The sequence below is a fragment of the Streptacidiphilus sp. MAP12-16 genome, assembly GCF_041262165.1.
Taxonomy (GTDB): Bacteria; Actinomycetota; Actinomycetes; order Streptomycetales; family Streptomycetaceae; genus Streptacidiphilus.
Window position 1 is genome coordinate 19,867 of the sequence record NZ_JBGCBY010000040.1, and the last position, 20,442, is coordinate 40,308.

Annotated in this window: 17 protein-coding genes and 1 tRNA gene; 8 read left to right on the forward strand and 10 right to left on the reverse strand. The window is 70.3% G+C overall.

The annotated features are described in order from the left end of the window. Positions 1-242: 242 nt before the first annotated feature. Positions 243-1,646: a replication initiator gene (locus tag ABIA33_RS34815; protein WP_370087660.1), complete on the forward strand. Its 1,404-nt coding sequence runs from the start codon at positions 243-245 to the stop codon at positions 1,644-1,646. Positions 1,647-1,779: 133 nt separating this feature from the next. Here ABIA33_RS34815 and ABIA33_RS34820 read toward each other — a convergent pair whose 3' ends face one another. From ABIA33_RS34820 to ABIA33_RS34830, 3 genes are all read right to left on the reverse strand, one after another. After that, complete coding sequence (locus tag ABIA33_RS34820; protein ID WP_370087567.1) at positions 1,780-3,432, reverse strand: recombinase family protein; 1,653 nt, start codon at positions 3,430-3,432, stop codon at positions 1,780-1,782. Further along, the gene (locus tag ABIA33_RS34825) at positions 3,390-4,022 is read right to left on the reverse strand and encodes an MHYT domain-containing protein (protein ID WP_370087569.1); all 633 of its coding nucleotides are present in this window, start codon (positions 4,020-4,022) and stop codon (positions 3,390-3,392) included. The genes ABIA33_RS34820 and ABIA33_RS34825 overlap by 43 nt, the downstream gene beginning before the upstream one ends. Positions 4,023-4,258: 236 nt before the next feature. Further along, on the reverse strand, positions 4,259-6,838 hold the full coding sequence (locus tag ABIA33_RS34830) for an FHA domain-containing protein (RefSeq protein ID WP_370087662.1): 2,580 nt from the start codon (positions 6,836-6,838) through the stop codon (positions 4,259-4,261). A 136-nt stretch (positions 6,839-6,974) separates the two neighbouring features. On the opposite strand from ABIA33_RS34830, the gene ABIA33_RS34835 reads away from it, so the two are divergent. Together ABIA33_RS34835 and serB are read left to right on the forward strand one after the other, a co-directional pair. Continuing rightward, a complete protein-coding gene (locus ABIA33_RS34835) occupies positions 6,975-8,819 on the forward strand; it encodes a streptophobe family protein (protein WP_370087571.1) in 1,845 nt (614 codons plus the stop codon). Positions 8,820-8,881: 62 nt separating this feature from the next. Next, a complete protein-coding gene (gene serB / locus ABIA33_RS34840; protein WP_370087573.1) occupies positions 8,882-10,111 on the forward strand; it encodes a phosphoserine phosphatase SerB in 1,230 nt (409 codons plus the stop codon). A 110-nt stretch (positions 10,112-10,221) separates the two neighbouring features. On the opposite strand, the gene ABIA33_RS34845 is transcribed toward serB, so the two are convergent. The 3 genes from ABIA33_RS34845 to ABIA33_RS34855 all read right to left on the reverse strand — a co-directional run bounded on the left by ABIA33_RS34845 (position 10,222) and on the right by ABIA33_RS34855 (position 12,336). Further along, positions 10,222-10,758, reverse strand: a complete 537-nt coding sequence (locus ABIA33_RS34845; protein WP_370087575.1) for a histidine phosphatase family protein — start codon at positions 10,756-10,758, stop codon at positions 10,222-10,224. A gap of 84 nt (positions 10,759-10,842) precedes the next feature. Beyond that, positions 10,843-10,965 (reverse strand): SGM_5486 family transporter-associated protein, encoded by a 123-nt coding sequence (locus ABIA33_RS34850; RefSeq protein ID WP_370087577.1) that lies wholly within the window; start codon positions 10,963-10,965, stop codon positions 10,843-10,845. A 60-nt stretch (positions 10,966-11,025) separates the two neighbouring features. Then, on the reverse strand, positions 11,026-12,336 hold the full coding sequence (locus ABIA33_RS34855; RefSeq protein WP_370087579.1) for an MFS transporter: 1,311 nt from the start codon (positions 12,334-12,336) through the stop codon (positions 11,026-11,028). 118 nt (positions 12,337-12,454) lie between these two features. Here ABIA33_RS34855 and ABIA33_RS34860 point away from each other — a divergent pair, with 118 nt between their 5' ends. After that, a complete protein-coding gene (locus tag ABIA33_RS34860; protein WP_370087581.1) occupies positions 12,455-13,141 on the forward strand; it encodes a FadR/GntR family transcriptional regulator in 687 nt (228 codons plus the stop codon). Positions 13,142-13,262: 121 nt separating this feature from the next. Here the strand turns inward: ABIA33_RS34860 and fabI are convergent, their stop codons facing one another. The 3 genes from fabI to ABIA33_RS34875 all read right to left on the reverse strand — a co-directional run bounded on the left by fabI (position 13,263) and on the right by ABIA33_RS34875 (position 15,136). Then, positions 13,263-14,030 (reverse strand): enoyl-ACP reductase FabI, encoded by a 768-nt coding sequence (gene fabI / locus ABIA33_RS34865; RefSeq protein ID WP_370087583.1) that lies wholly within the window; start codon positions 14,028-14,030, stop codon positions 13,263-13,265. A 5-nt stretch (positions 14,031-14,035) separates the two neighbouring features. Beyond that, positions 14,036-14,755: a 3-oxoacyl-[acyl-carrier-protein] reductase gene (fabG, locus tag ABIA33_RS34870; RefSeq protein WP_370087586.1), complete on the reverse strand. Its 720-nt coding sequence runs from the start codon at positions 14,753-14,755 to the stop codon at positions 14,036-14,038. 307 nt (positions 14,756-15,062) lie between these two features. Next, a tRNA-Met gene (locus ABIA33_RS34875) sits at positions 15,063-15,136 on the reverse strand. Positions 15,137-15,330: 194 nt separating this feature from the next. On the opposite strand from ABIA33_RS34875, the gene ABIA33_RS34880 reads away from it, so the two are divergent. The 4 genes from ABIA33_RS34880 to ABIA33_RS34895 all read left to right on the forward strand — a co-directional run bounded on the left by ABIA33_RS34880 (position 15,331) and on the right by ABIA33_RS34895 (position 19,274). Then, a complete protein-coding gene (locus ABIA33_RS34880; RefSeq protein WP_370087588.1) occupies positions 15,331-16,902 on the forward strand; it encodes a TldD/PmbA family protein in 1,572 nt (523 codons plus the stop codon). Continuing rightward, complete coding sequence (locus ABIA33_RS34885) at positions 16,902-18,359, forward strand: metallopeptidase TldD-related protein (RefSeq protein WP_370087590.1); 1,458 nt, start codon at positions 16,902-16,904, stop codon at positions 18,357-18,359. Before ABIA33_RS34880 ends, ABIA33_RS34885 begins: the two co-directional genes overlap by 1 nt. A 131-nt stretch (positions 18,360-18,490) precedes the next feature. After that, positions 18,491-18,835 (forward strand): DUF3099 domain-containing protein, encoded by a 345-nt coding sequence (locus ABIA33_RS34890; RefSeq protein WP_370087592.1) that lies wholly within the window; start codon positions 18,491-18,493, stop codon positions 18,833-18,835. A 223-nt stretch (positions 18,836-19,058) separates the two neighbouring features. Beyond that, the gene (locus ABIA33_RS34895; RefSeq protein ID WP_370087594.1) at positions 19,059-19,274 is read left to right on the forward strand and encodes a hypothetical protein; all 216 of its coding nucleotides are present in this window, start codon (positions 19,059-19,061) and stop codon (positions 19,272-19,274) included. A gap of 85 nt (positions 19,275-19,359) precedes the next feature. Here the strand turns inward: ABIA33_RS34895 and moaA are convergent, their stop codons facing one another. Continuing rightward, the gene (gene moaA / locus ABIA33_RS34900) at positions 19,360-20,367 is read right to left on the reverse strand and encodes a GTP 3',8-cyclase MoaA (RefSeq protein WP_370087596.1); all 1,008 of its coding nucleotides are present in this window, start codon (positions 20,365-20,367) and stop codon (positions 19,360-19,362) included. Positions 20,368-20,442: the final 75 nt, after the last annotated feature.

Consider the following 20,442-nt stretch of genomic DNA (forward strand, 5'->3'; position numbering starts at 1 on the left):
GCCCTGGGTGAACTCTGCCTGCTTCCCCCGTCCGGCTGCCCGCCGGTGATCTTGAAGGGTTCCTGCCATGCGAACACGACCAACCAGAGCGCCGCAGTACGTCCCCCCGTTCCTGCTGCATGCCTGGAGGCTGCATCGTGTCCGCTACACCTGGCGACCTGGGCCCTGCCCGCGTCCCTGCCCCCGCACCGCCCTACACCGATCCGGCTGCCCGCCATGAGCTACTCGCCCTTGACGCGCGGCTGCGCTCCCTGTCGGAGATCGACCGCGACATCATCCGCCTGGCCAACACCCCCGGCTTCGCCCGGTGGCTGGAGCAGATCCACGACGTGGGCGGCTGCGCCAACCCGATCTACCTCTCCGGCTGGACCCGCACCCTGGACCCGGCCACCGGAGAAGCCCTGCTCTCCTACACCACCGCCGATGAGCCCGGGGAACGGCTGGCGGTGCGCTGCGGCAACCGGCGCGCCTCGCGCTGCGCTCCCTGCTCGCGCCTCTACCAGGGCGACACGTTCCACCTCGTGCGCTCCGGCCTGAGCGGTGGCAAAGGCATCCCGGACACGGTGGCGGGACATCCGCGTCTGTTCGTCACGCTGACCGCGCCCTCGTTCGGCCCGGTCCACCGTTCAGCGCCGGAGCAGTCCGAGGAGCCCTGTCGCCCTCGGCGCGATGCGCGGTGCTGCGAGCACGGGGCCCGACTCGGCTGCGGCCTGGTCCATGCCCAGGACGATCCGGTCGTAGGCACGCCGCTGTGTCCGTCCTGCTACGACTACACCGGTCACGTGCTGTGGCATGCCCACGCGGGACGCTTGTGGGACCGCTTCACCACTGCCGTGCGCCGCGACCTGGCCCAGGTGTTGGGCCTCGCGCGTGCCCGTCTGCGGGATCACCTGGTCGTCTCCTTCGCCAAGGTTGCGGAGTACCAGCGACGCGGCGCGATCCACTTCCACGCCGTCGTACGCCTGGACGGTCCCGAAGGTCCCCGTTCCGCCCCGCCCCCGTGGGTCCTGCCTGGCCTGTTGGAGGAGTGCATCCGTCGGGCCGCCGCTCAAGTGTACGTGGACACAAAGGAGTTGGATGCCTACGGCTGCTACCGGCTGCGCTGGGGCGAGCAGCTCGACGCCCGGCCCATCCGCGCCTTCGGCGACACGGGCGAGACGCTGAGGGATGACGCGGTGGCTGGCTACGTGGCCAAGTACGTGACCAAGAGCGCGGAGGTGGCCGGGGCGGTGGACTACCCCATCCCCTCGGCGGCCAATATCCCCTACCTGCCGGTCAGCACGCATGTCCGGGCACTGGTGGGCACGTGCTGGCGGCTCGGCGGGCTGCCAGAACTGGAACCGCTGCGACTGCGGGCCTGGGCGCACATGCTGGGCTACCGGGGCCACTGCCTGACCAAGTCACGCGCCTACTCGACCACCTACGGGCAACTACGTGCCGTCCGCGCCGCTCACCGCACGGGCCCGCCCTTGACGGACAGTCAGACGGTCACGGAGTCGGCCTGGCGCTACGTCGGCCACGGCTACACCCCCGGAGAGGCCGAACTCGCCGCAGGCATCGCAGAAACGATCACCCTCAACCGAGAGATCGCCCGCGAAGAGCTGGCACGCGAACGGCAAGGGGGCCGCAATGGCGCTACCCCTTGAAGGAGATGAGGATTGGGCTTGGGCCCGCAAACAGGCGCGTGCCATGCCGCCATGGTCGGATGCGGACTGGCGGCGGGTGAACGTGCTCCTCGGGCGGCAAGTACCTCACCCCCCGCCCCGCCGCCATGAGTCCTCAATCGGAGATCAGCCCATCGATGGCGCGCGGCCGGTCCAACGGAGCTAGCCGATCGCGCACAGGCCCACCTCGCCCAATCGCTGGCTTGACCAGCACAGCACTCAGGCAGTCCTCGATGTAGGCCCGCTGCTCGGCCAACAACAGACCCTCCCAGTCCTTCCGAAGGTCCACGGGGACTGCCTGAGCGGCGTATTTCGACCGCAGCCAACGGTTCCGGTCAGCGAGCAATCGGCGTTCTTCGGCCTCGTTCTCCGCCAGGTAGGAGAAGTAGCGTTCCGCTGTGATCTGCCGAGCCTTGCGCGCCGCTTTGAGGTCCGCGATGTCCTCCTTTACCCGCTCCAAGTCCTCTTCGCCGGTCCAGGACTCGGGCGGGTTGAGGGCTCGCTGCGCGGCGGCCTCCTCCTCGTACTTCGCGATCACCATCATGGTGACGAGCTTGTCTGTCTCCGGTCCGGGGATGCGCACTCCTCCGCAGCCTCGACCCGAACTCTTGGCGGGGCAGTTGTAGTAGAAGTACCCCTCAGGCTTGCCCGCACTGGGGGGTGCCTTCGTTGCCCGAAGCAGTTGCCCGCAGTCGTCCTTGTCGCAGCGAAGCGTTCCGGTGAGCAGGTACTTACGCGTGTTCGCGCCGCTGGCGGCACGATTCGAGCCGATGACGTCCGTCACCGCCTGCCATTCGTCCACCGACAGAATAGGTTCCCACTGGCCGATAACGGGCTTGCCCTGGTCGTCGAAGACGATCTCCATTCGGTGGTTCTCCGTGCCCGTTTCCGGGTTGAAGTCCGCCACCCCGTGCCCCCGATATCCGCAGATCCTGGGGTTACGTAGAACGAACTTGATCGCGCTTGAGGTCCACGGGATTCCTGACGGCGTCTTGAGCCCGTCACTGTTCCATGAGGCGACAACAGCACTCAGGGGAGTTCCGGCTATGAGGCGGTGGGCTGCCTGTCGAACGTGCTCGGCTTCGATGGGGTCCAACGTCCGGCGATCATCCTGCCAGCCGTATGGGCGTCGCCCGCCCCCGGGGATGCCTCGGCTCTGCATCGCCACATGCTTCCGCTTCACGCGACGTGCTGTGTCTGCCGACTGCTTGTTGCTCATTGCTGTCACCACCCGGGCAACCGCCCGTCCGTTGTCACTCAACAGATCAAGGGTGCCGGTAATGTCGATGATCGGGCGTCGGAAGTTCTCGACTACCTCGATCGCGTCCTCAAGGTGCCGGTTGTCGCGCGTCAGGCGGTCGATGTCGTACACAATTAGACCGTCAAGCCGCTTTCCATCCGGCGTCAGACCGTGCTTGAGGTCGTCCAACGCCCCCTCGAACACAGGGCGGACGACTCGATACACCACCTGACCGTCCCGAAGACGTACCCGCCTGCGCTTCCAGGCACTGGTGTCAGGCTCCTCGTAGGTGTAGACGTACGATCCGCCCCTGCTCTCGACGTAGCGGCGGTTGTCTTTGTCCTGCTCGTCCCGGCCCTTGATGTCTCGGCCGGTCATCGGCACGAACGTTGCCCTCCGCGCTGTCTTGTCCTCGGTCGACTGCTCGTCGTCTTCATGTCCTGACTCGAATGACAGTCGTACCAGTCCAGCCCAGTTCTGCCCGCTCAGGTCACCCCACTGAGCCCGTTGCACCAAGTCATCTGACATGCCGTTAGGGTACGTCGGGCGAAGTGCTGAATGGCGCACACGGCGACTCCGGCGACCAGGGCCGACGCCAGCGCCGCCCACAGGCCGCGGATGTTGAGCGTCATCCAGAGCGCCGCCGTCGCGGCGAAGACCGCGATGCCCACGGACAGCGCGACCGTCGGCAGGTCGTAGCCGACCGTGCCGTTCACCTCCATGGCGGCCATGCCCATGTAGTGCATCCCGGCGACCCCGCAGCCGGTCAGCGCTCCGCCGACGAGCAGGGTGACCGGACCCTGGGGCCGGTAGCCGACGTAGAAGACGCCGATCCCGACGACCACCACCGCGACCAGCAGGCTCGCCAGGGTCAGCGGAATGGCGTAGACGATGGTGGCGTCGGTGACGGAGAAGCCCAGCATGGCGACGAAGTGCATGGTCCAGATGCCGCAGCCGATCGAACTGGCGGCGAGGAAGAGCCATCCGCGCCGGCGCTCCGGCGGCAGGGCGAGAGCCCGCACGGTGCAGCGCAGGCCCAGGGCCGCGCCGACAGAAGCGACGAGATAGGCCAGCAGCGGATTTATCCAGCCAAAAGTAAACCCGTTCATGTGTGCCATGCGAGATGATCCCCATTCGATACATCACGAGCGCGGAAGTACGCGGAAGTACGCGGAGGTGCGCGGCAGTACGGGTTGCGAATGGAGATGCTACGAGGCTGCGGAAGTGGCCACGTCGGTTCTCGCGCGAATTGGCCCAATGGTTACCCGCACGCTGTCACCGGCTGCGCATACGGCGAGGCCGCACCCCCGGAATTCCGGAGAGTGCGGCCTCGCCGTTGGCGCCTACGCGGTGGTCAGCGCTGGCGCATGACCTCGGGCTCGTGCTTGCGCAGCAGTCGAACCACCATGAACGCGCAGAACACGCCCAGCAGCACCAGCACGCCGACGTCCATGCCCCACTGGCCCAGGGTGTGCTGCCACAGCGGGTCGGTGTCGGTCTTGCCCTGCGGCGGTCCCATGATCTTGGGCAGGTTGATCGTGGCGGCCTCGGCGGCCACCGCCCAGCGGGACGGCGAAAGCCAGGCGACCTGCTCCAGACCGGGCGTGCCGTACAGCGGGAACAGCGAACCGCAGAAGACGACCTGGATGATCGCGATCAGCACCAGCAGCGGCATGGTCTTCTCGGCCGTTTTCACGACCGCCGACACCACCAGGCCGAGCATCATCGAGGTGATCCCCAGCAGCATCACCACCAGCACCATCTCCGGCAGCGGTGTGCCCGAGATCAGCAGCCCGCTGGAGGGGAGCTTGCGCGGCAGCAGCCCGATCACCGAGAGCACGATCGCCTGGACGGCGGTGATCAGGCCGAGCACGATGACCTTGGACATCATGTAGGCGGAGCGGGACAGGCCGACGGCCCGTTCGCGCTCGTAGATCACCCGTTCCTTGATCAGCTCACGGACGGCGTTGGCCGCCCCGGTGAGGCAGGCACCGACAGCGAGGACCAGCAGTACGGTCGCCGCGTCCGTGTTGATCGGGGGTGTGCCTCCGGGGCCGGTTCCGGTCGCCGCGGCGAGGCCAAACTTGGCCGGGATGGCCATGCTCATCACGCCCATGATCAGCGGCAGGGCGATCAGCAGCCCGACGTAGCCCCGGTCCGCGCCGATGACGGTGAAGTAGCGGCGGATCAGCGTGGACAGCTGCGAGCCCCAGCTCTGCTGCTTGGGCGGCTTGGTCTGCTCGTGCTGTATCGGCGCGGACTGCGCCTGCACGGCCTCCACGTCGGCGGAGTACATCTGGTAGTGCACCGAGCCGCGGAAGCGCCCGGCCCAGTCGTGGTCGGGGTAGTTCTCGAACGCCTGGAAGACGTCCGCCCAGGTCTCGTACCCGAAGAAGTGCAGAGCCTCCTTGGGCGGGCCGAAGTACGCCACAGAGCCGCCCGGGGCCATCACCAGCAGCCGGTCGCAGAGCGCGAGTTCGGCCACCGAGTGGGTGACGACCAGAACCGTGCGGCCTTCGTCGGCGAGGCCGCGCAGCATCTTCATGACATCGCGGTCCATGCCCGGGTCCAGGCCCGAGGTGGGCTCGTCCAGGAAGATCAGCGACGGCTTGGTGAGCAGTTCGAGGGCCACCGAGACGCGCTTGCGCTGGCCGCCGGAGAGAGCGGTGATCTTGTTGTCGGCGCGCTTCTCCAGGTGCAGCTCCACCAGCACCTCGTCGACCCGGCGCTCGCGCTCGGACGCCTCGGTGTCGCCGGGGAAGCGCAGCTCGGCGGCGTACTTGAGGGCCGTACGGACGGTCAGCTGCGAGTGCAGGATGTCGTCCTGCGGCACCAGGCCGATGCGCTGCCGCAGCTCGGCGAACTGCTTGTAGAGGTTGCGGCCGTCGTAGAGCACGTCGCCGTTGTCGGCGGGGCGGTAGCCGGTGAGCGCGCGCAGCAGGGTCGACTTGCCGGAACCCGAGGGGCCGATCACCGCGACCAGCGACTTCTCCGGCACACCGAAGCTGACGTTGTTCAGCAGGATCTTCTCGGCGCCCTTGTGGTCCACCTTCACCAGCAGGTGGCGGGCGGAGAAGGAGACCTCGCCGGTGTCGACGAACTCCTCGAGCTGGTCGCCGACCAGACGGAAGGTGGAGTGGCCGACGCCCACGATGTCCTGGGCGCCGAGCAGCACCCGGGAGACCGGCTGGCCGTTGACGTAGGTGCCGTTGTGGCTGTCGAGGTCGACGATCTCGTAGCGGCCGTCGGCGAGCTGGCGCAGCTCGGCGTGGTGGCGTGACACCGAGAGGTCGGAGACGACCAGCTCGTTGTCCAGGCCGCGGCCGATCCGGATGGTGCGCAGGCCGCCGCCGGCCAGGTTGCGGACCATGGTGGGGTTGCGCGAGCCGTACACGGGTTCGGGCGCGGGCTGGGACGCCTGGGACGGCTGCGGGGCGTAGCCGCTCTGCTGCGCCGGGACGCCGCTGCCACCGCCGTAGGGCGGCTGCTGCCACTGCGGCGTCTGCTGCGCCTGCTGGGGCGGCTGCTGGACGAAGCCACCCTGCGCCGGGTTGTAGCGGGCGGTGCCCTGGTCGTGCCAGCTCTCCCCCGCGCCCGCAGCGGCCTGGCCGGGCGTTGCTGGGCTTGCCGCTGCCGGGCTGGGGGTACCGGCGAAGGTGATCCTGGGACCGCTCTCGGCGTTGCCGAGGGTGACCACCGCGCCCTGGTCGAGCGGGATCTGATTGGCCCTCTGTCCGTTGGCGTAGGTGCCGTTGGTGCTCCCCAGGTCCTCCAGTACCCAGCCGTTGCCGTGGTACCCGATGGTGGCGTGACGCCAGGAGACCCGCGCGTCGTCCACCGCCACATCGGACTGCGGGTCGCGTCCCAGGGTGTAACTCCGCCCTGGTTCAAGGGTTCTGCGTTGTCCGTTGAGTTCAAGTACCAGCTGCGGCACTGTTGCCTGCCCCACGATGTAGTCCCCCGAGATAGTCCCCACTCTTGACAGGGGAAGTTTAGGGATGCCGAACGACAGGGGGAATCATTCCAGCTCCAACACCGTGCCGTGAACTGCACCCCGGGACCGTGACCGTGTGGCAACCTGGCTGCGCGACAAGTCCAGCGGGGAGCAGGTAGCGATGACGGTGTACGGGCACCAGCGTCCGGCGGTGGGAAGCAGCCGGGTCGGCCGGGGGCTGCGCGACAGCGTGGTCTACGGCGTTGTGTCGGCCGCGGTCGCGGCCAGTTGGGCGTTTGTCGCGATGGGCGCGGTGACCGCGCTGGGAGTGCACCTGCTCGGTATCGACAAGTACGCCTCGCTGGGTTCGCTCACCGCCGCCCTGGTCGCGATGGCGGTCGGTGGCAGGGTCAGTCCTTCGGGTGACGTGTCGGTGTTCGGTCTGGACGCGGCGGCGGCGCAGGGCGCGGTCGGGATCATCCCGCTGGGCGTGACCGTGGTCGGCGCGCTGGTGCTGGGCTGGCTGTTCGTCAGGCCGCTGTACCGGCTTCCGGTGCTGGCACCGGGCGCGCTCGCGGCGCGGGTGATCGGGGCCGTGGGCGCGTTCATGGTGCTGCTCGCGGTCGTCGCCTGGTCGGGCAACGGAACGGTGTCCATCAACCTGAACTCGCTGACCGGCGGCGGGGGCAGTGGCACGGGCGGCGGCGGGAACAGCGGCGACCCGCTGGGCGGGCTGGGCGGCCTGCTCGGTGGTAGCGGCTCGGGAGGCTCCGGCGGACTGGGCGGCGCTCTGGGCGGCCTGGTCGGCAACAACACCAAGCCGACCGTCGGTTTCAAGGTCGATCTGGCGGCGACGCTGGCCCTCGGACTGCTCTGGGTCCTGGTCGTGCTCGCGCTGGCGCTGGCCGCATCGCGCCGCGCCGCGCTGCCCGCCGCGTGGGGCGGACTGCGCCGGACCGTCCGTCCGGCGGCCTCGGCCGTGGTGACGATCCTTCTGGGCACGGTGCTGGTGGGTGCGTTGTCGGGGATCGCAGTCGGACTCACCGGCAACGGCGGCGCGAAGACTGTCGGCGCCGCCCTGCTGGGGGCGCCCAACGGGGTGTTCCTCGCCGTGGTACTCGGGATGGCCGTCCCGCTGAACGGGAAGGCGAGCGGCCCGCTGACGCACTTCCTCCCCGCACCGGTGAACCAGTTGCTCAAGGGCGGCAGCGGGCAGTCGATCACGCTCAGCAGGCTGGCCCAGCTGGACGGGCGGGTGTGGCTGCTGCCACTCGCGGTGGCGCTGATGCTGCTGGCCATGGGCGTGATGGCGGCCGTGCGGACGCCGCGTCCGGTGCTGCCGCAGAGCGCGTTGCGCGAGGCGGCCGGGGCGGGGCTGCGGCTGGGGGTGGCGCTCGCGGTGGTGGTGCCGGTGCTGCTGGTGCTCGCGGCGGTGTCGGTGAACGCGAACCTGTCGGTGTTTGGCTTCGACGCGGTCGGTGCGGGACTGAGCATCACCGGGAACCTGCTGCTGGGCGTGGTGCTGGGGCTGGTCGAGGGAGCGGTGTTCGGCTTCCTGGGGGCGCTGCTGGTCGCGCGGTTCGCTTCCGCCAAGCGGGTGACGCTCGCGCCGGAGGGTCTTCCCGGCGACGCGCCCGGCCGGCCGCAGCCGTACCCGACGCCGCAGCAGCCGCACACACCACCGCCTTATGCGCCGCCGCCGGCCGCTCCTCCTGCCTACGGCGGATCGTCCCAGGGGTACGGCGGGCTGCCGCAGACGCCGCAGCCCGGCCAGGCGCCCCCGGCTCCGGACAACCCGTACCGCTCGGGCGGCGCACCCGCTGCTCCGCCCACCCCACCGCAGTCCACTCCGCCGCAGTCCACTCCGCCGCCGCCGCCGACACCGCCGACCTCGCCGCCGCGGAACCCGGGCGGATACAACCCGTACTCGGGCGGCCCGGCCCAGACGCCGCCTCCGCCGGCGCCCCCGCCGGGGCACTGACTGTCCGGTAGGCGGGACGGTACGCGGAGGGAGCGGGCCGGGCGGGTAGCGTTGCCCTCACCATGCATGCATCGCCCCCGGCCCCTGCGGCCTCTCCCGCAACCGAGCCCCGGACCCTGCTGGTCAAGGTCTTCGGCAAGGACCGCCCCGGAATCACCACCGGGCTCTTCACCACCCTCGCCGAGTACGGCGTCGACGTCGTCGACTTCGAGCAGGTGGTGACCCGGGGCCGGATAGTGCTGTGCGCCCTGGTCACCGCTCCCGCTCACGAGGGCGAGCTCCGCGCCCATGTGCACCAGTGGGCCGACGGGCAGCGCCTGCAGGCCGAGGTGATCTCGGGCATCGGCGACAACCGCCCGCGTGGCGAGGGCCGCTCCCATGTCACCGTCCTGGGCCACCCGCTGACGGCCGCCGCGGTCGCGGCGCTGAGCGCGCGGATCACCGACTGCGGCGGCAACATCGACCGGGTGTTCCGGCTGGCGAAGTACCCCGTCACGGCGGTGGAACTGGCCGTGTCCGGCGTGCCGACGGAACTGCTGCGGGCCGAGCTGGCCGCCGAGGCCGCCGTGCAGCGGATCGACGTGGCCGTGGTCCGCTCGGGTCTGCAACGGCGGGCGAAGCGCCTGATCGTGATGGACGTGGACTCGACCCTGATCCAGGACGAGGTGATCGAGCTCTTCGCGGCGCACGCGGGCTGCGAGGCTGAGGTCGCCGAACTCACGGCAGCGGCGATGCGCGGCGAGCTGGACTTCGCGGAGTCGCTGCGGGCGCGGGTCGCCCTGCTGGCCGGCCTCGACGCGGACGTGGTCGCGAAGGTGCGCGCCGAGGTCCAGTTGACGCCCGGCGCGCGGACCCTGATCCGTACCCTGAAGCGGCTCGGCTACCAGGTCGGCATCGTCTCGGGCGGGTTCACCCAGGTCACCGACGACCTGGTGGAACGGCTCGGGCTGGACTTCGCCGCCGCGAACACCCTGGAGGTCGCAGACGGCAAGTTCACCGGACGGGTCGTCGGCGACATCGTGGACCGGGCCGGCAAGGCGCGGATGCTGGAGCGCTTCGCGGTGGAGGCCGGGGTGCCGCTGGAGCAGACCGTCGCGATCGGCGACGGCGCGAACGACCTGGACATGCTCAACGCGGCCGGGCTCGGGGTGGCGTTCAACGCCAAGCCGGTGGTCCGGGAGGCCGCGGACACGGCCGTCAACGTGCCCTTCCTGGACACCGTGCTGTATCTGCTCGGCATCTCGCGGGAAGAGGTCGAGGACGCGGACGGTGGCGCGATCCCGTCGGTCTGAGCCGGACGGGCTTGCTGAAGGCTTGTTCGAAGGCTTGCCGAAGCACGACGGGGGCGCGCGGGACTTCTCGCGCGCCCCCCTTGCGTGCCCGTTTCAGGGGTTGCCCCTGTTCAGCTGTTGGTGCCGGCCGAGTCCTTGGGCGAATAGAAGGTGGTGAGGTGGGCGACGCCCGGCTCGACCGCCTTCCAGGGCACGTCGACCGTGAGCACCGCGATGCCCGCCGTGGGGAAGCCGGTGCTGCGCAGTCGGGGCAGGGTGTCCGCCTCGTGGCCGCCGGCGAGGACGTCCGTGAGGCCCTGGACTCCCGGATTGTGGCCGACCAGCAGCACCGTCTCGACCTCCTCGGGTACTTCCTGGAGGACCTCGATGAGCTGGCCGGGGCTCGCCTCGTAGAGGCGCTCCTCGTAGACCGTCCGAGGCCGAACCGGAAGCTCGTGCGCGAACAGCTTCCAGGTCTCACGGGTGCGCTCGGCGGTGGAGCAGAGAACCAGGTCGGGGATGATGCCGGTGCCGGCGAGCCAGCGCCCGGCGACGGGTGCGTCCTTGCGGCCACGGTCGGCGAGGGGCCGCTCGTGGTCGGGCACGGAGGGCCAGTCGGCCTTGGCGTGACGGAGGACGATGATCCTGCGGGACGAATCGACGCTCATAGCTCCAAGCTTCCCAGAAATCCCGGAGGAAGGGAGGTGCGAAGCACTTCCGAAGGGGTGCCGGCCGGGCGACGGGTGGGCTGGTCAGCCGAGTTTTGTCGCGATGGTGGCGATGACGCCGATCACCACGAGTATGGCGATGATCAGGCCGAACATCTGCAGCAGCTTCTTGTTTCCGCCGGTGGGATTCGGTTCGAGAACAGGCATGACGTCGAGTCTGCCATCCGCTCCGATGAGAGCCGGAAGGGGGTCAGGTATCGGCCACGATCAGACCTCGTCCTCGATCTGGCGCGGACGCGCCGCCCTGCGGCCGACGAAGGCCTGGACGGTCATCAGGACCGCCAGGAAGGCGAGCGGCCCGTACCAGCCGTGCTCGCGCTGGTAGAGGACGCCGATCAAGATCGGCCCCGGCACCGAGATGAGGTAACCGACGCCCTGGGTGAAGGCGGAGAGGCGGGCGACGCCCTCGCTGCTGCGGGACCGCAGGCCGATCATGGTGAGGGTGAGCGGGAAGGCGCAGTTGGCGAAGCCGGCCAGGATCGCCCAGACCCACGGGGCGGCGGCCGGCGCGAAGGCCAGACCCGCGTAGGCTGCCAGGCCGCAGACGGCGAGCGCGATCACGATCCCGCCCTGGTCGGGGCGGCGGGCGGCGAAGGCGGGGATGAGGAAGGCCAGCGGCGCGCCGACGGCCATGGTGACGGCAAGGAGCACGCCGGACCGGGTGGCGGAGAGTCCGGCGTCCTGGAAGATCTGCGGCAGCCAGCCCATGGTGGCGTAGGCGGCGGTGGCTTGAAGGCCGAAGAACGCGGCGAGAGCCCAGGCGGTGCGGCTACGGGTGATCCGCAACTTCACCCGGACCGGGGCGACGGGCGTACCGGGGTCGGTGCGGCGGAGCAGGGCGAGCTGGGCCAGCCAGAGGGCCAGGGCGACCGCGGCGGTGAGCGACCATACTCCGAGGCCGACGCGCCAGCTGCCGCCCAGCGCGTTGGTCAGCGGCACGGCGACCGCGGCGGCGGCGGAGGTGCCGAGGGCCAGCGACATCGAGTAGAGGCCGGTGATCGGGCCGACCCGGTCCGGGAAGTAGCGCTTCACCAGGACCGGCATGAGCACGTTGGAGACCGCGATGCCTGCCAGGGCGAGCGCGCTGAGCAGCAGAAAGACGGCGCTGGTGGGCGCGAAGGCGCGGGCGGCCAGGCCGAGGGTGATCGCGCCCATTCCGGCGCACACGGTGGCGGCGGGACCGATCCGCCGGGCCAGGGTGGGGGCGAGCAGGCCCACGAGTGCGAAGCACAGGGAGGGGAGGGCGGTGAGGATGCCCGCGACGGCCGGGCTCATGTGGAGGGTGCCGCGGATCTGGCCGAGCATCGGGCCAAGGGCGGCGACGGCGGGGCGCAGGTTGAAGGCGGCGAGCGCGATGGCGAGCGCGAGCAGCCAGCGGGCGCGCGACGGGCTGAAGGCGGGGGGTGCCGTCCGCGGGGCAGCCAGGGGCGCGGTCGACTGCGTGGCCGAGTGGGTAGACGGGTGGGCGGTCGGTGGCGTCGGCGTGGGTGTCGGCGTGGTCGTCTCAGCGGCAGGCATCGCACCATCATAGAATGATGGGATGACTTGCTCGCGCCGTTTTCGGTAGCGCAAACGCGCGATGATGTGTCCACCAGTGTTCTGAACACTGTCGAAGACTGTGTGACAAGGAGATCCCATGGCGCTGACCTCGCCCCGGCGTGAACCACTGGCCGACCAGGTGATCGCTCAGCTGCGCGCCCAGATCACCTCCGGCGAGTGGCCGGTGGGATCGCGCATCCCCACCGAGGTGGAACTCGTGGAGCAACTCGGGGTCGCCCGCAACACCGTCCGCGAGGCGGTGCGCGCGCTCGCCCATAACGGCCTGCTGGACATTCGGCAGGGCTCGGGAACCTATGTGCTGGCCACCAGCGAGCTCGCCGGTGTGATGCACCGGCGCTTCGCGGACGCCGAGCAGGAGCAGGTCGCGGAGCTGCGGGCGGCGCTGGAGTCCTCCGGCGCCCGACTCGCGGCGGAGCGGCGTACCGACCGGGACCTGGAACTGCTCGAACTCGCCTCCGCACGGCGGGAGGACGCCTGGTACGGCGGCGACGCGGAGGCGTTCGTGCAGGCCGACGCCGCATTCCACCAGTCGGTGGTCGCCGCCGCGCACAACGAGGTGCTCGCCGCCCTCTACGCGGACCTCGGTGAGGTGCTCCGCGCCCATCTACGCAGGGACGTCGGCCCGGTGCTCAGTCCTGACCGCTATGTCCCGCACGCCGCCATCGTCACCGCGATCCGCGACCGGGACGGGGAGCGCGCGGCGGGAGAGTCGGCCTGGGTCATCGGCCGCTGCAACGCCGAGGACGCCGCGCTTCGCGCCTGAACGCCGCGTGCCCGAACTGCGCGTGCCTGAACTGCGAACGCCTGAACTGCGCGAGGCCTGTACTACCCGGGGGTAGTACAGGCCTCGCGACGTTGACCGGGCGCCCGGCAGACGCGAAGCGTCAGGCGCCGATGGCGTGCAGTCCGCCGTCGACGTGGACGATCTCGCCCGTGGTCTTGGGGAACCAGTCGGAGAGCAGCGCGACCACGCCGCGGCCGGCCGGCTCGGGGTCGGTGACGTCCCAGGACAGCGGCGAGCGAACGTTCCAGGTGTCGGCCAGTTGCTCGAACCCGGGGATGGACTTGGCGGCCATCGACTTGATCGGTCCGGCCGAGACCAGGTTGCAGCGCACGTTCTGCTTGCCGAGGTCACGGGCGAGATAGCGGGAGGTGGCCTCCAGCGCGGCCTTCGCCGGGCCCATCCAGTCGTACTGCGGCCAGGCGATGGTGGCGTCGAAGGTCAGACCGACCACCGAGCCGCCCTCCTCCATCAGCGGGAGGCAGGCCATGGTCAGCGACTTCAGCGAGAACGCCGAGACGTGTACGGCCGTTGCGACGGACTCCCACGGGGTGTTCAGGAAGTTGCCCCCCAGGGCGTCCTGCGGCGCGAAACCGATGGAGTGCACGACGCCGTCCAGACCGCCGAGGTGCTCGCGGACCTGGTCGGCCAGGCCGGCCAGGTGCTCGGCGTTGGTGACGTCCAACTCCAGGACCTTGGCGGGCTTGGGCAGCTTCCTGGCGATCCGCTCGGTCAGGCTCGGGCGGGGGAAGGCGGTGAGGATGATCTCGGCGCCCTGCTCCTGTGCCAGCTTCGCGACCTGGAACGCGATGGAGGACTCCATCAGCACTCCGGTGACGAGGATGCGCTTGCCCTCGAGGATTCCACTCATGGTGATCAGTGACCCATGCCCAATCCGCCGTCGACGGGAATGACGGCTCCGGTGATGTATGCGGCCTCGTCGGAGGAGAGGAAGCGCACGGTGGAGGCGATCTCGGCCGGCGCGGCGTAACGGCCCAGCGGCACGCCCGAGACGATCTCCGCGCGGCGCTCGTCGCTGAGCACCGCGGTCATGTCCGTGTCGACGAAGCCGGGGGCGACGACGTTGACGGTGATGTTGCGCGGGCCGAGCTCGCGGGCCAGCGAGCGGGCGAAGCCCACCAGCCCGGCCTTGGACGCGGCGTAGTTCGCCTGGCCGGGCGACCCGGACAGGCCCACCACGGAGGAGATCAGCACGACCCGGCCGGTGCGGGCCCGCATCATCGTCTTGGAGGCACGCTTCACCACGCGGAAGGCGCCGGTGAGGTTGGTGTCCAGGACGGAGGTGAAGTCCTCCTCGGTCATGCGCAGCAGCAGCGTGTCCTTGGTGACGCCCGCGTTGGCGACCAGGATCTGGACCGGCCCGTGCTCCGCCTCGACCTGCTTGAACGCCTGGTCGACCTGGTCGGAGTCGGTGATGTCGCACCTGACGCCCAGGCAGCCCAGCTGGGTGAGCTCCTCCGGGGGCTCGCCGGAGCGATAGGTGAAGGCGACCTTGTCACCAGCCTCGGCGAAGGCCCGCGCGATGGCGAGGCCGATGCCCCGGTTGCCTCCGGTGACGAGAACCGAGCGGCTCAAAGGTCCACCTCTCTCTACTGGATCTCTGCTGGTCTCTGCCGACTGCCTGTGTCGACAGGCTGCGCACATGGCTGAATGCATGCGGCCCGTGCATGGCGACGCTATCCGGATTCGCGCGGCGGCGGCGAATCGGCCACCCACAGCGAGACCGACGCTGAACTGTGGGTTTCCCACAGTGCGCGAAGGTCGGCCCAGGTACGAGGGCACCGATCCGGCGGAGGGCGGGCACGGCAGAGGGCTCCGGTACGGCAGAGGGCAGGTACGACGGAAGGCCCGGTGCTGATGCACCGGGCCTTCTGTCATTGAGTAGCGGGGACAGGATTTGAACCTGCGACCTCTGGGTTATGAGCCCAGCGAGCTACCGAGCTGCTCCACCCCGCGTCGTTGTGTCCTCACCGTACCCCGGGGGCGACCGGAAAAGCGAATGGGTTGCCGGCGGGCCCGGGCAGCGGCGCTCCGGCGCGGGAAACCTGCCGCGGGAAAACCTGCTGTGTCGCGGGCGCGTGACAGGGCAGGATGCGAAGCGGTGCCCGGGACCGGGTGCCCGAGTCCGACCGACTTTCGGAAGGTGATTGATGCCGGACACATCGTCGTCCCTCGATCCCACGTTCCTGGCACTACCGCTGCGTACGCTCGCCGACGCCGCGCTGTCGCGTGCCCGCGCGCTCGGTGCGAGCCACGCCGACTTCCGGTTGGAGCGGGTCCGCAGCGCCTCCTGGCGGCTGCGCGACGCCCGGCCCGCCGGGACCTCGGACACCCTGCAACTCGGCTTCGCCGTGCGGGTCGTGCACCAGGGGGCCTGGGGCTTCGCCGCCGGAGTCGACCTGACGCCCGAGGCGGCGGCGCGCGTCGCCGAACAGGCCGTGGCCGTCGCCAGGCTCTCCGCCGGGATCGGCGCGGCCTCCGGCACCGAGGACCTGGTCGAGCTGGCCGAGGAGCCGGTGTACGAGGACGCCACCTGGGTCTCCTCCTACGAGGTCAACCCGTTCGAGGTGTCGGACGCCGAGAAGACCGCGCTGCTCGCGGACTGGAGCAGCCGACTGCTGGGCGCGGACGGTGTGTCGCATGTGACGGCGTCGCTGCTCACGGTCCAGGAGAACAAGTTCTATGCCGACACGGCCGGAACGGTCACCACGCAGCAGCGGATCAGGCTGAACCCGGAACTGGAAGCCGTCTCCGTGGACGAGAGGTCAGGCGCGTTCGACTCGATGCGGACCGTGGCACCGCCGGCCGGGCGCGGCTGGGAATACCTCACGGGGGTTCGTGGGTCGTCCGCCGATGGACGCAGCCTGAAGGGCACGGGCTGGGACTGGGAAGCCGAACTCGCCGAGATCCCGACGCTGCTGGCCGAGAAGATGAAGGCTCCCAGCGTCGAGGCAGGCCGCTACGACCTGGTCATCGACCCGACCAACCTGTGGCTGACCATCCACGAGTCGATCGGCCACGCCACCGAGCTGGACCGCGCGCTGGGCTACGAGGCCGCCTACGCCGGGACCTCGTTCGCGACCTTCGACAAGCTGGGCAGTCTGCGCTACGGCTCGGACATCATGCACGTCGTCGGCGACCGCACCGCCGAGCACGGCCTGTCCACCATCGGCTACGACGACGAGGGCGTCCGGACCCAGTCCTGGGACCTGGTCAAGGACGGCACCCTGGTCGGCTACCAGCTGGACCGGCGGATGGCGAAGCTCAAGGGCCTGGGCCGCTCCAACGGCTGCGCCTTCGCCGACTCCCCCGCACACGTCCCCGTGCAGCGGATGGCGAACGTGTCGCTGCAACCCGCCACGGGAGGCCCCGACACCGCCGGGCTGATCGCGGGCGTCGAGGACGGCGTGTACGTCGTCGGCGACCGCTCCTGGTCCATCGACATGCAGCGCTACAACTTCCAGTTCACCGGGCAGCGCTTCTACCGGATCCGGAACGGCCGACTCGCGGGCCAGCTCAAGGACGTCGCCTACCAGGCCACCACCACCGACTTCTGGGGCTCCATGGAGGCCGTCGGCGGCCCGCAGACCTATCTCCTGGGCGGCGCCTTCAACTGCGGCAAGGCCCAGCCGGGCCAGGTCGCGGCGGTCTCGCACGGCTGCCCCTCGGCGCTGTTCCGCTCCGTCAACGTGCTCAACACCCAGCAGGAGGCCGGTCGCTGATGTCCGATCGAGAGCTTCGGGGCTTGGCCCCGCACGAGATCGTCGAGCGCGCTCTCGCGCTGTCCCGTTCGGACGGCTGCATCGTGATCGCCGACGAGGAGTCCAACGCCAACCTTCGCTGGGCGGGCAACGCGCTGACGACCAACGGCGTGACCCGCGGCCGGACGCTGACCGTGATCGCCACGGTCGACGGCCGGGAGGGCACTGCCTCCGGCGTGGTGTCGCGGGAGGCGGTGACGCTGGACGAGGTGGAGTCGCTGGTGCGGGCCGCCGAGGCGGCGGCCCGCGAGGCCGGTCCCGCCGAGGACGCGCAGCCGCTGGTCCAGCCGTACGGGCAGCAGTCCGCGGACTTCACTGCCGCTCCCGCCGAGACCGGCGTGGACGTCTTCGCCGACTTCGCCCCGGCGCTGGGCGAGTCCTTCGCGCGTGCCGGGAAGAGCGGCCGGCTGCTCTACGGCTTCGCCAACCACTCGATGACCTCCAGCTACCTCGGCAGCTCCACCGGTCTGCGGCTACGCCATGACCAGCCCACCGGCACGGTCGAGCTCAACGCCAAGACCGCCGACCTGGCCGCGTCGGCCTGGGCCGGCGCGGCCACCCGCGACTTCCGGGACGTGGACCCGGGCGCGCTGGAGGAGCAGCTCGCGCAGCGTCTCCGCTGGGCGGAACGGCGCGTCGACCTGCCCGCAGGTCGGTACGAGACGCTGCTGCCGCCGTCGGCGCTGGCCGATCTGATGATCTACATGAGCTGGTCGGCGGGAGGCCGGGACGCGGCGGAGGGCCGCACGGTCTTCTCCAAGCCGGGCGGGGGCACCCGGCTGGGCGACCAGTTGTCGCCGCTGCCGCTGACCCTGCGCAGCGACCCGGCGTACCCGCAGTTGGAGTCGTCCCCGTTCGTGATCGCGCACGCCTCCGGCGGCGACACCTCGGCCTTCGACAACGGGCTGGCACTGGAACCGACGGACTGGCTGCGCGACGGCCGGCTGGCGAACCTGACGACGACCCGCCACTCGGCGGGGCTGACCGGGCTGCCGGTGCGTCCGGCCCCGGGGAATCTCATCCTTGAAGGTCCCAGCCTTGAAGGTCCCAGCCCGGCGAGCAGCGCCACAGGCGACGGTCAGGCTTCCGCGCCCACGCTGGAGCAGATGGTCGCGAGCACCGAGCGGGGCCTGCTGCTGACCTGCCTCTGGTACATCCGCGAGGTGGACCCGGCGACGCTGCTGCTCACCGGGCTGACCCGGGACGGCGTCTATCTGGTGGAGAACGGCGAGGTCACCGGGGCGGTCAACAACTTCCGCTTCAACGAGTCGCCGGTGGACCTGCTGGGTCGGATCACCGAGGTGGGACCGACGGAGCGCTGCCTGCCGCGCGAGTGGAGCGACTGGTTCACCCGGGCGGCGATGCCGCCGGTGCGGATCCCGGACTTCAACATGAGTTCGGTGAGCCAGGCGTCCTGAGCCCTCGTTCCGACCCCTCGCGCGGGACTGGGGGGACGGCTGATCGCCACCGGGGCGCCTGCGGGGAGAAATCCTTCGAAAGCAGGCGCCCCGGCGGTTCCGGCCGGTGGCGGGCGGCGTACGGTGACGACATGCGGAAGTCGAAGGACAGGTCCGGGGTCATCCGGATCACGGGTGCGCGGTCGAGTCTGACCGAGGATGTGCGCCGCCGTCAGCGCCGCTACATGATCTCGATGGCGGTCCGGACAGTGTGCGTGATCCTGGCCGTGGTGCTCTGGAAGGAGTCCCGGATCGTCGCGATCATCGCGCTGATCGGTGGGACTTTCATCCCCTACGTGGCCGTGGTGATCGCCAACGCCGGGCGGGAGAACGCCCCGGGACTGCCGGACAGCTTCGTCGGGCACCAGCCGCCGCCGATGGTCGGACCCGGCTTGCAGACGACGAACTCCCCTGCCGCGCCTCCCGGCCAGGGCTGACGGACCGTACGCACACAGGCTGTTCACGGCCTTGGCGGAGTCCTAAACCAAGCTCAACAAGATTCCAATCGTTCTCCGGTTCACAGCCCCGGCTCGCGTGCAATACTGCCTACGCGCTCCGCATCCCCCGTCGGAGCGATGGACTGATGCCGGGTGGCTCCCCCCGTGGCTGCCCGGCATCGCCATGTCTGCGGCGAGGGGATCCAACGGTGATACTTCAGGGATGAGCACCGAGATCCCGCACTGTTCCGCGAAGGGCTGCCGCCAGGTCGCCGTCTGGGTTCTGGCGTGGAACAACCCCAAGCTGCACACGCCCGAGCGCCGCAAGACCTGGCTGGCGTGCGAGGAGCACAGGGAGTACCTGTCGCAGTTCCTCGACCTCCGGGGCTTCCTGAAGGACGTGGTCCCGTTCGCGGACTGGACGCCGGTCGAGAGCTGACCGCCCGTCGGTCCGGGCCGGCAGGCCGCGCTCGGGGTCAGCCCGGATCGGAGTCAGCCCGGATCGGGATCAGCCGGGATCGGGGTCAGCCACCGATGGCGGACATGGGGCGCTCGGGCTGGGCGAAGTCCGGGTTGTCGATGCCGGCGCCGGCCTTCTTGCCCCACATCGCCTTGCGCCACAGTTCGGCGATCTCCAGATCACTGCCGCCCTCGCGCAGGGCGCCGCGCAGGTCGGTCTCACTCGTGGCGAACAGGCAGTTGCGGATCTGGCCGTCGGCGGTCAGCCGGGTGCGGTCACAGGCCCGGCAGAACGGCCGGGTCACACTCGCGATCACCCCGACCCGCGCCGGGGCGCCGTCGGCGGCGGTGAAGCCCTCCACCAGCCAGCGCTCGGCCGGCGCCGCCCCACGGCGCTCGTCAGGCTCGGGAACCAGCGTGAAGCGCTCGCTCAACAGGGCCAGGATCTCCTCGGCGGTGACCATCGTGGACCGGTCCCAGCCGTGCTGCGCGTCCAACGGCATCTGCTCGATGAATCGCAACTCGTAACCGCGCTCCAGACACCAGCCCAGCAAATCCGCCGCCTGGCCGTCGTTGACCCCGCGCATCAGCACCGTGTTCACCTTGACCGGCCGCAGCCCCGCCGCATCGGCCGCGGCCAGCCCGGCTATCACATCCGGCAGGCGATCGCGGCGCGTCAGCGTGTGGAAGGTCTCGCGGTCCAAGGTGTCCAGGGAGACGTTGACCCGGTCCAGACCCGCCTCGCGCAGCGCGGTGGCGGTGCGGGCGAGACCGATGCCGTTGGTGGTCAATGACAGCTCCGGGCGGGGCGTCAACTGCGCGCACGCGGCCACGATCCCCACCACCCCCGGGCGCACCAGCGGCTCCCCGCCGGTGAAGCGGACCTCGCTCACGCCCAGGTCGGCCACCGCGATCCGCACCAGCCGCACGATCTCCGCATCGGTCAGCAACTGCGGCTTGGGCAGCCACGCCAGCCCCTGCTCGGGCATGCAGTACGTGCAACGCAGATTGCAGCGGTCGGTCAACGAGACCCGCAGATCCACCGCCCGGCGCCCGAACGTGTCGATCAGCACGGCATGCACCTCCCCAGGTATGGCACCAGCCTAGTCGCGATCGCCGACAGCCCCGGCGAGCGAAGGCTCCCACTC

What these genes read in the sequence shown, in the direction of transcription:
- ABIA33_RS34820 (WP_370087567.1), bottom strand. Translation starts at nt 3,432, where the DNA reads ATGTCAGATGACTTGGTGCAACGGGCTCAGTGGGGTGACCTGAGCGGG.
- ABIA33_RS34825 (WP_370087569.1), bottom strand. Translation starts at nt 4,022, where the DNA reads ATGGCACACATGAACGGGTTTACTTTTGGCTGGATAAATCCGCTGCTG.
- serB (WP_370087573.1), top strand. Translation starts at nt 8,882, where the DNA reads ATGCATGCATCGCCCCCGGCCCCTGCGGCCTCTCCCGCAACCGAGCCC.
- ABIA33_RS34845 (WP_370087575.1), bottom strand. Translation starts at nt 10,758, where the DNA reads ATGAGCGTCGATTCGTCCCGCAGGATCATCGTCCTCCGTCACGCCAAG.
- ABIA33_RS34850 (WP_370087577.1), bottom strand. Translation starts at nt 10,965, where the DNA reads ATGCCTGTTCTCGAACCGAATCCCACCGGCGGAAACAAGAAGCTGCTG.
- ABIA33_RS34855 (WP_370087579.1), bottom strand. Translation starts at nt 12,336, where the DNA reads ATGCCTGCCGCTGAGACGACCACGCCGACACCCACGCCGACGCCACCG.
- ABIA33_RS34860 (WP_370087581.1), top strand. Translation starts at nt 12,455, where the DNA reads ATGGCGCTGACCTCGCCCCGGCGTGAACCACTGGCCGACCAGGTGATC.
- fabI (WP_370087583.1), bottom strand. Translation starts at nt 14,030, where the DNA reads ATGAGTGGAATCCTCGAGGGCAAGCGCATCCTCGTCACCGGAGTGCTG.
- ABIA33_RS34880 (WP_370087588.1), top strand. Translation starts at nt 15,331, where the DNA reads ATGCCGGACACATCGTCGTCCCTCGATCCCACGTTCCTGGCACTACCG.
- ABIA33_RS34885 (WP_370087590.1), top strand. Translation starts at nt 16,902, where the DNA reads ATGTCCGATCGAGAGCTTCGGGGCTTGGCCCCGCACGAGATCGTCGAG.
- ABIA33_RS34890 (WP_370087592.1), top strand. Translation starts at nt 18,491, where the DNA reads ATGCGGAAGTCGAAGGACAGGTCCGGGGTCATCCGGATCACGGGTGCG.
- ABIA33_RS34895 (WP_370087594.1), top strand. Translation starts at nt 19,059, where the DNA reads ATGAGCACCGAGATCCCGCACTGTTCCGCGAAGGGCTGCCGCCAGGTC.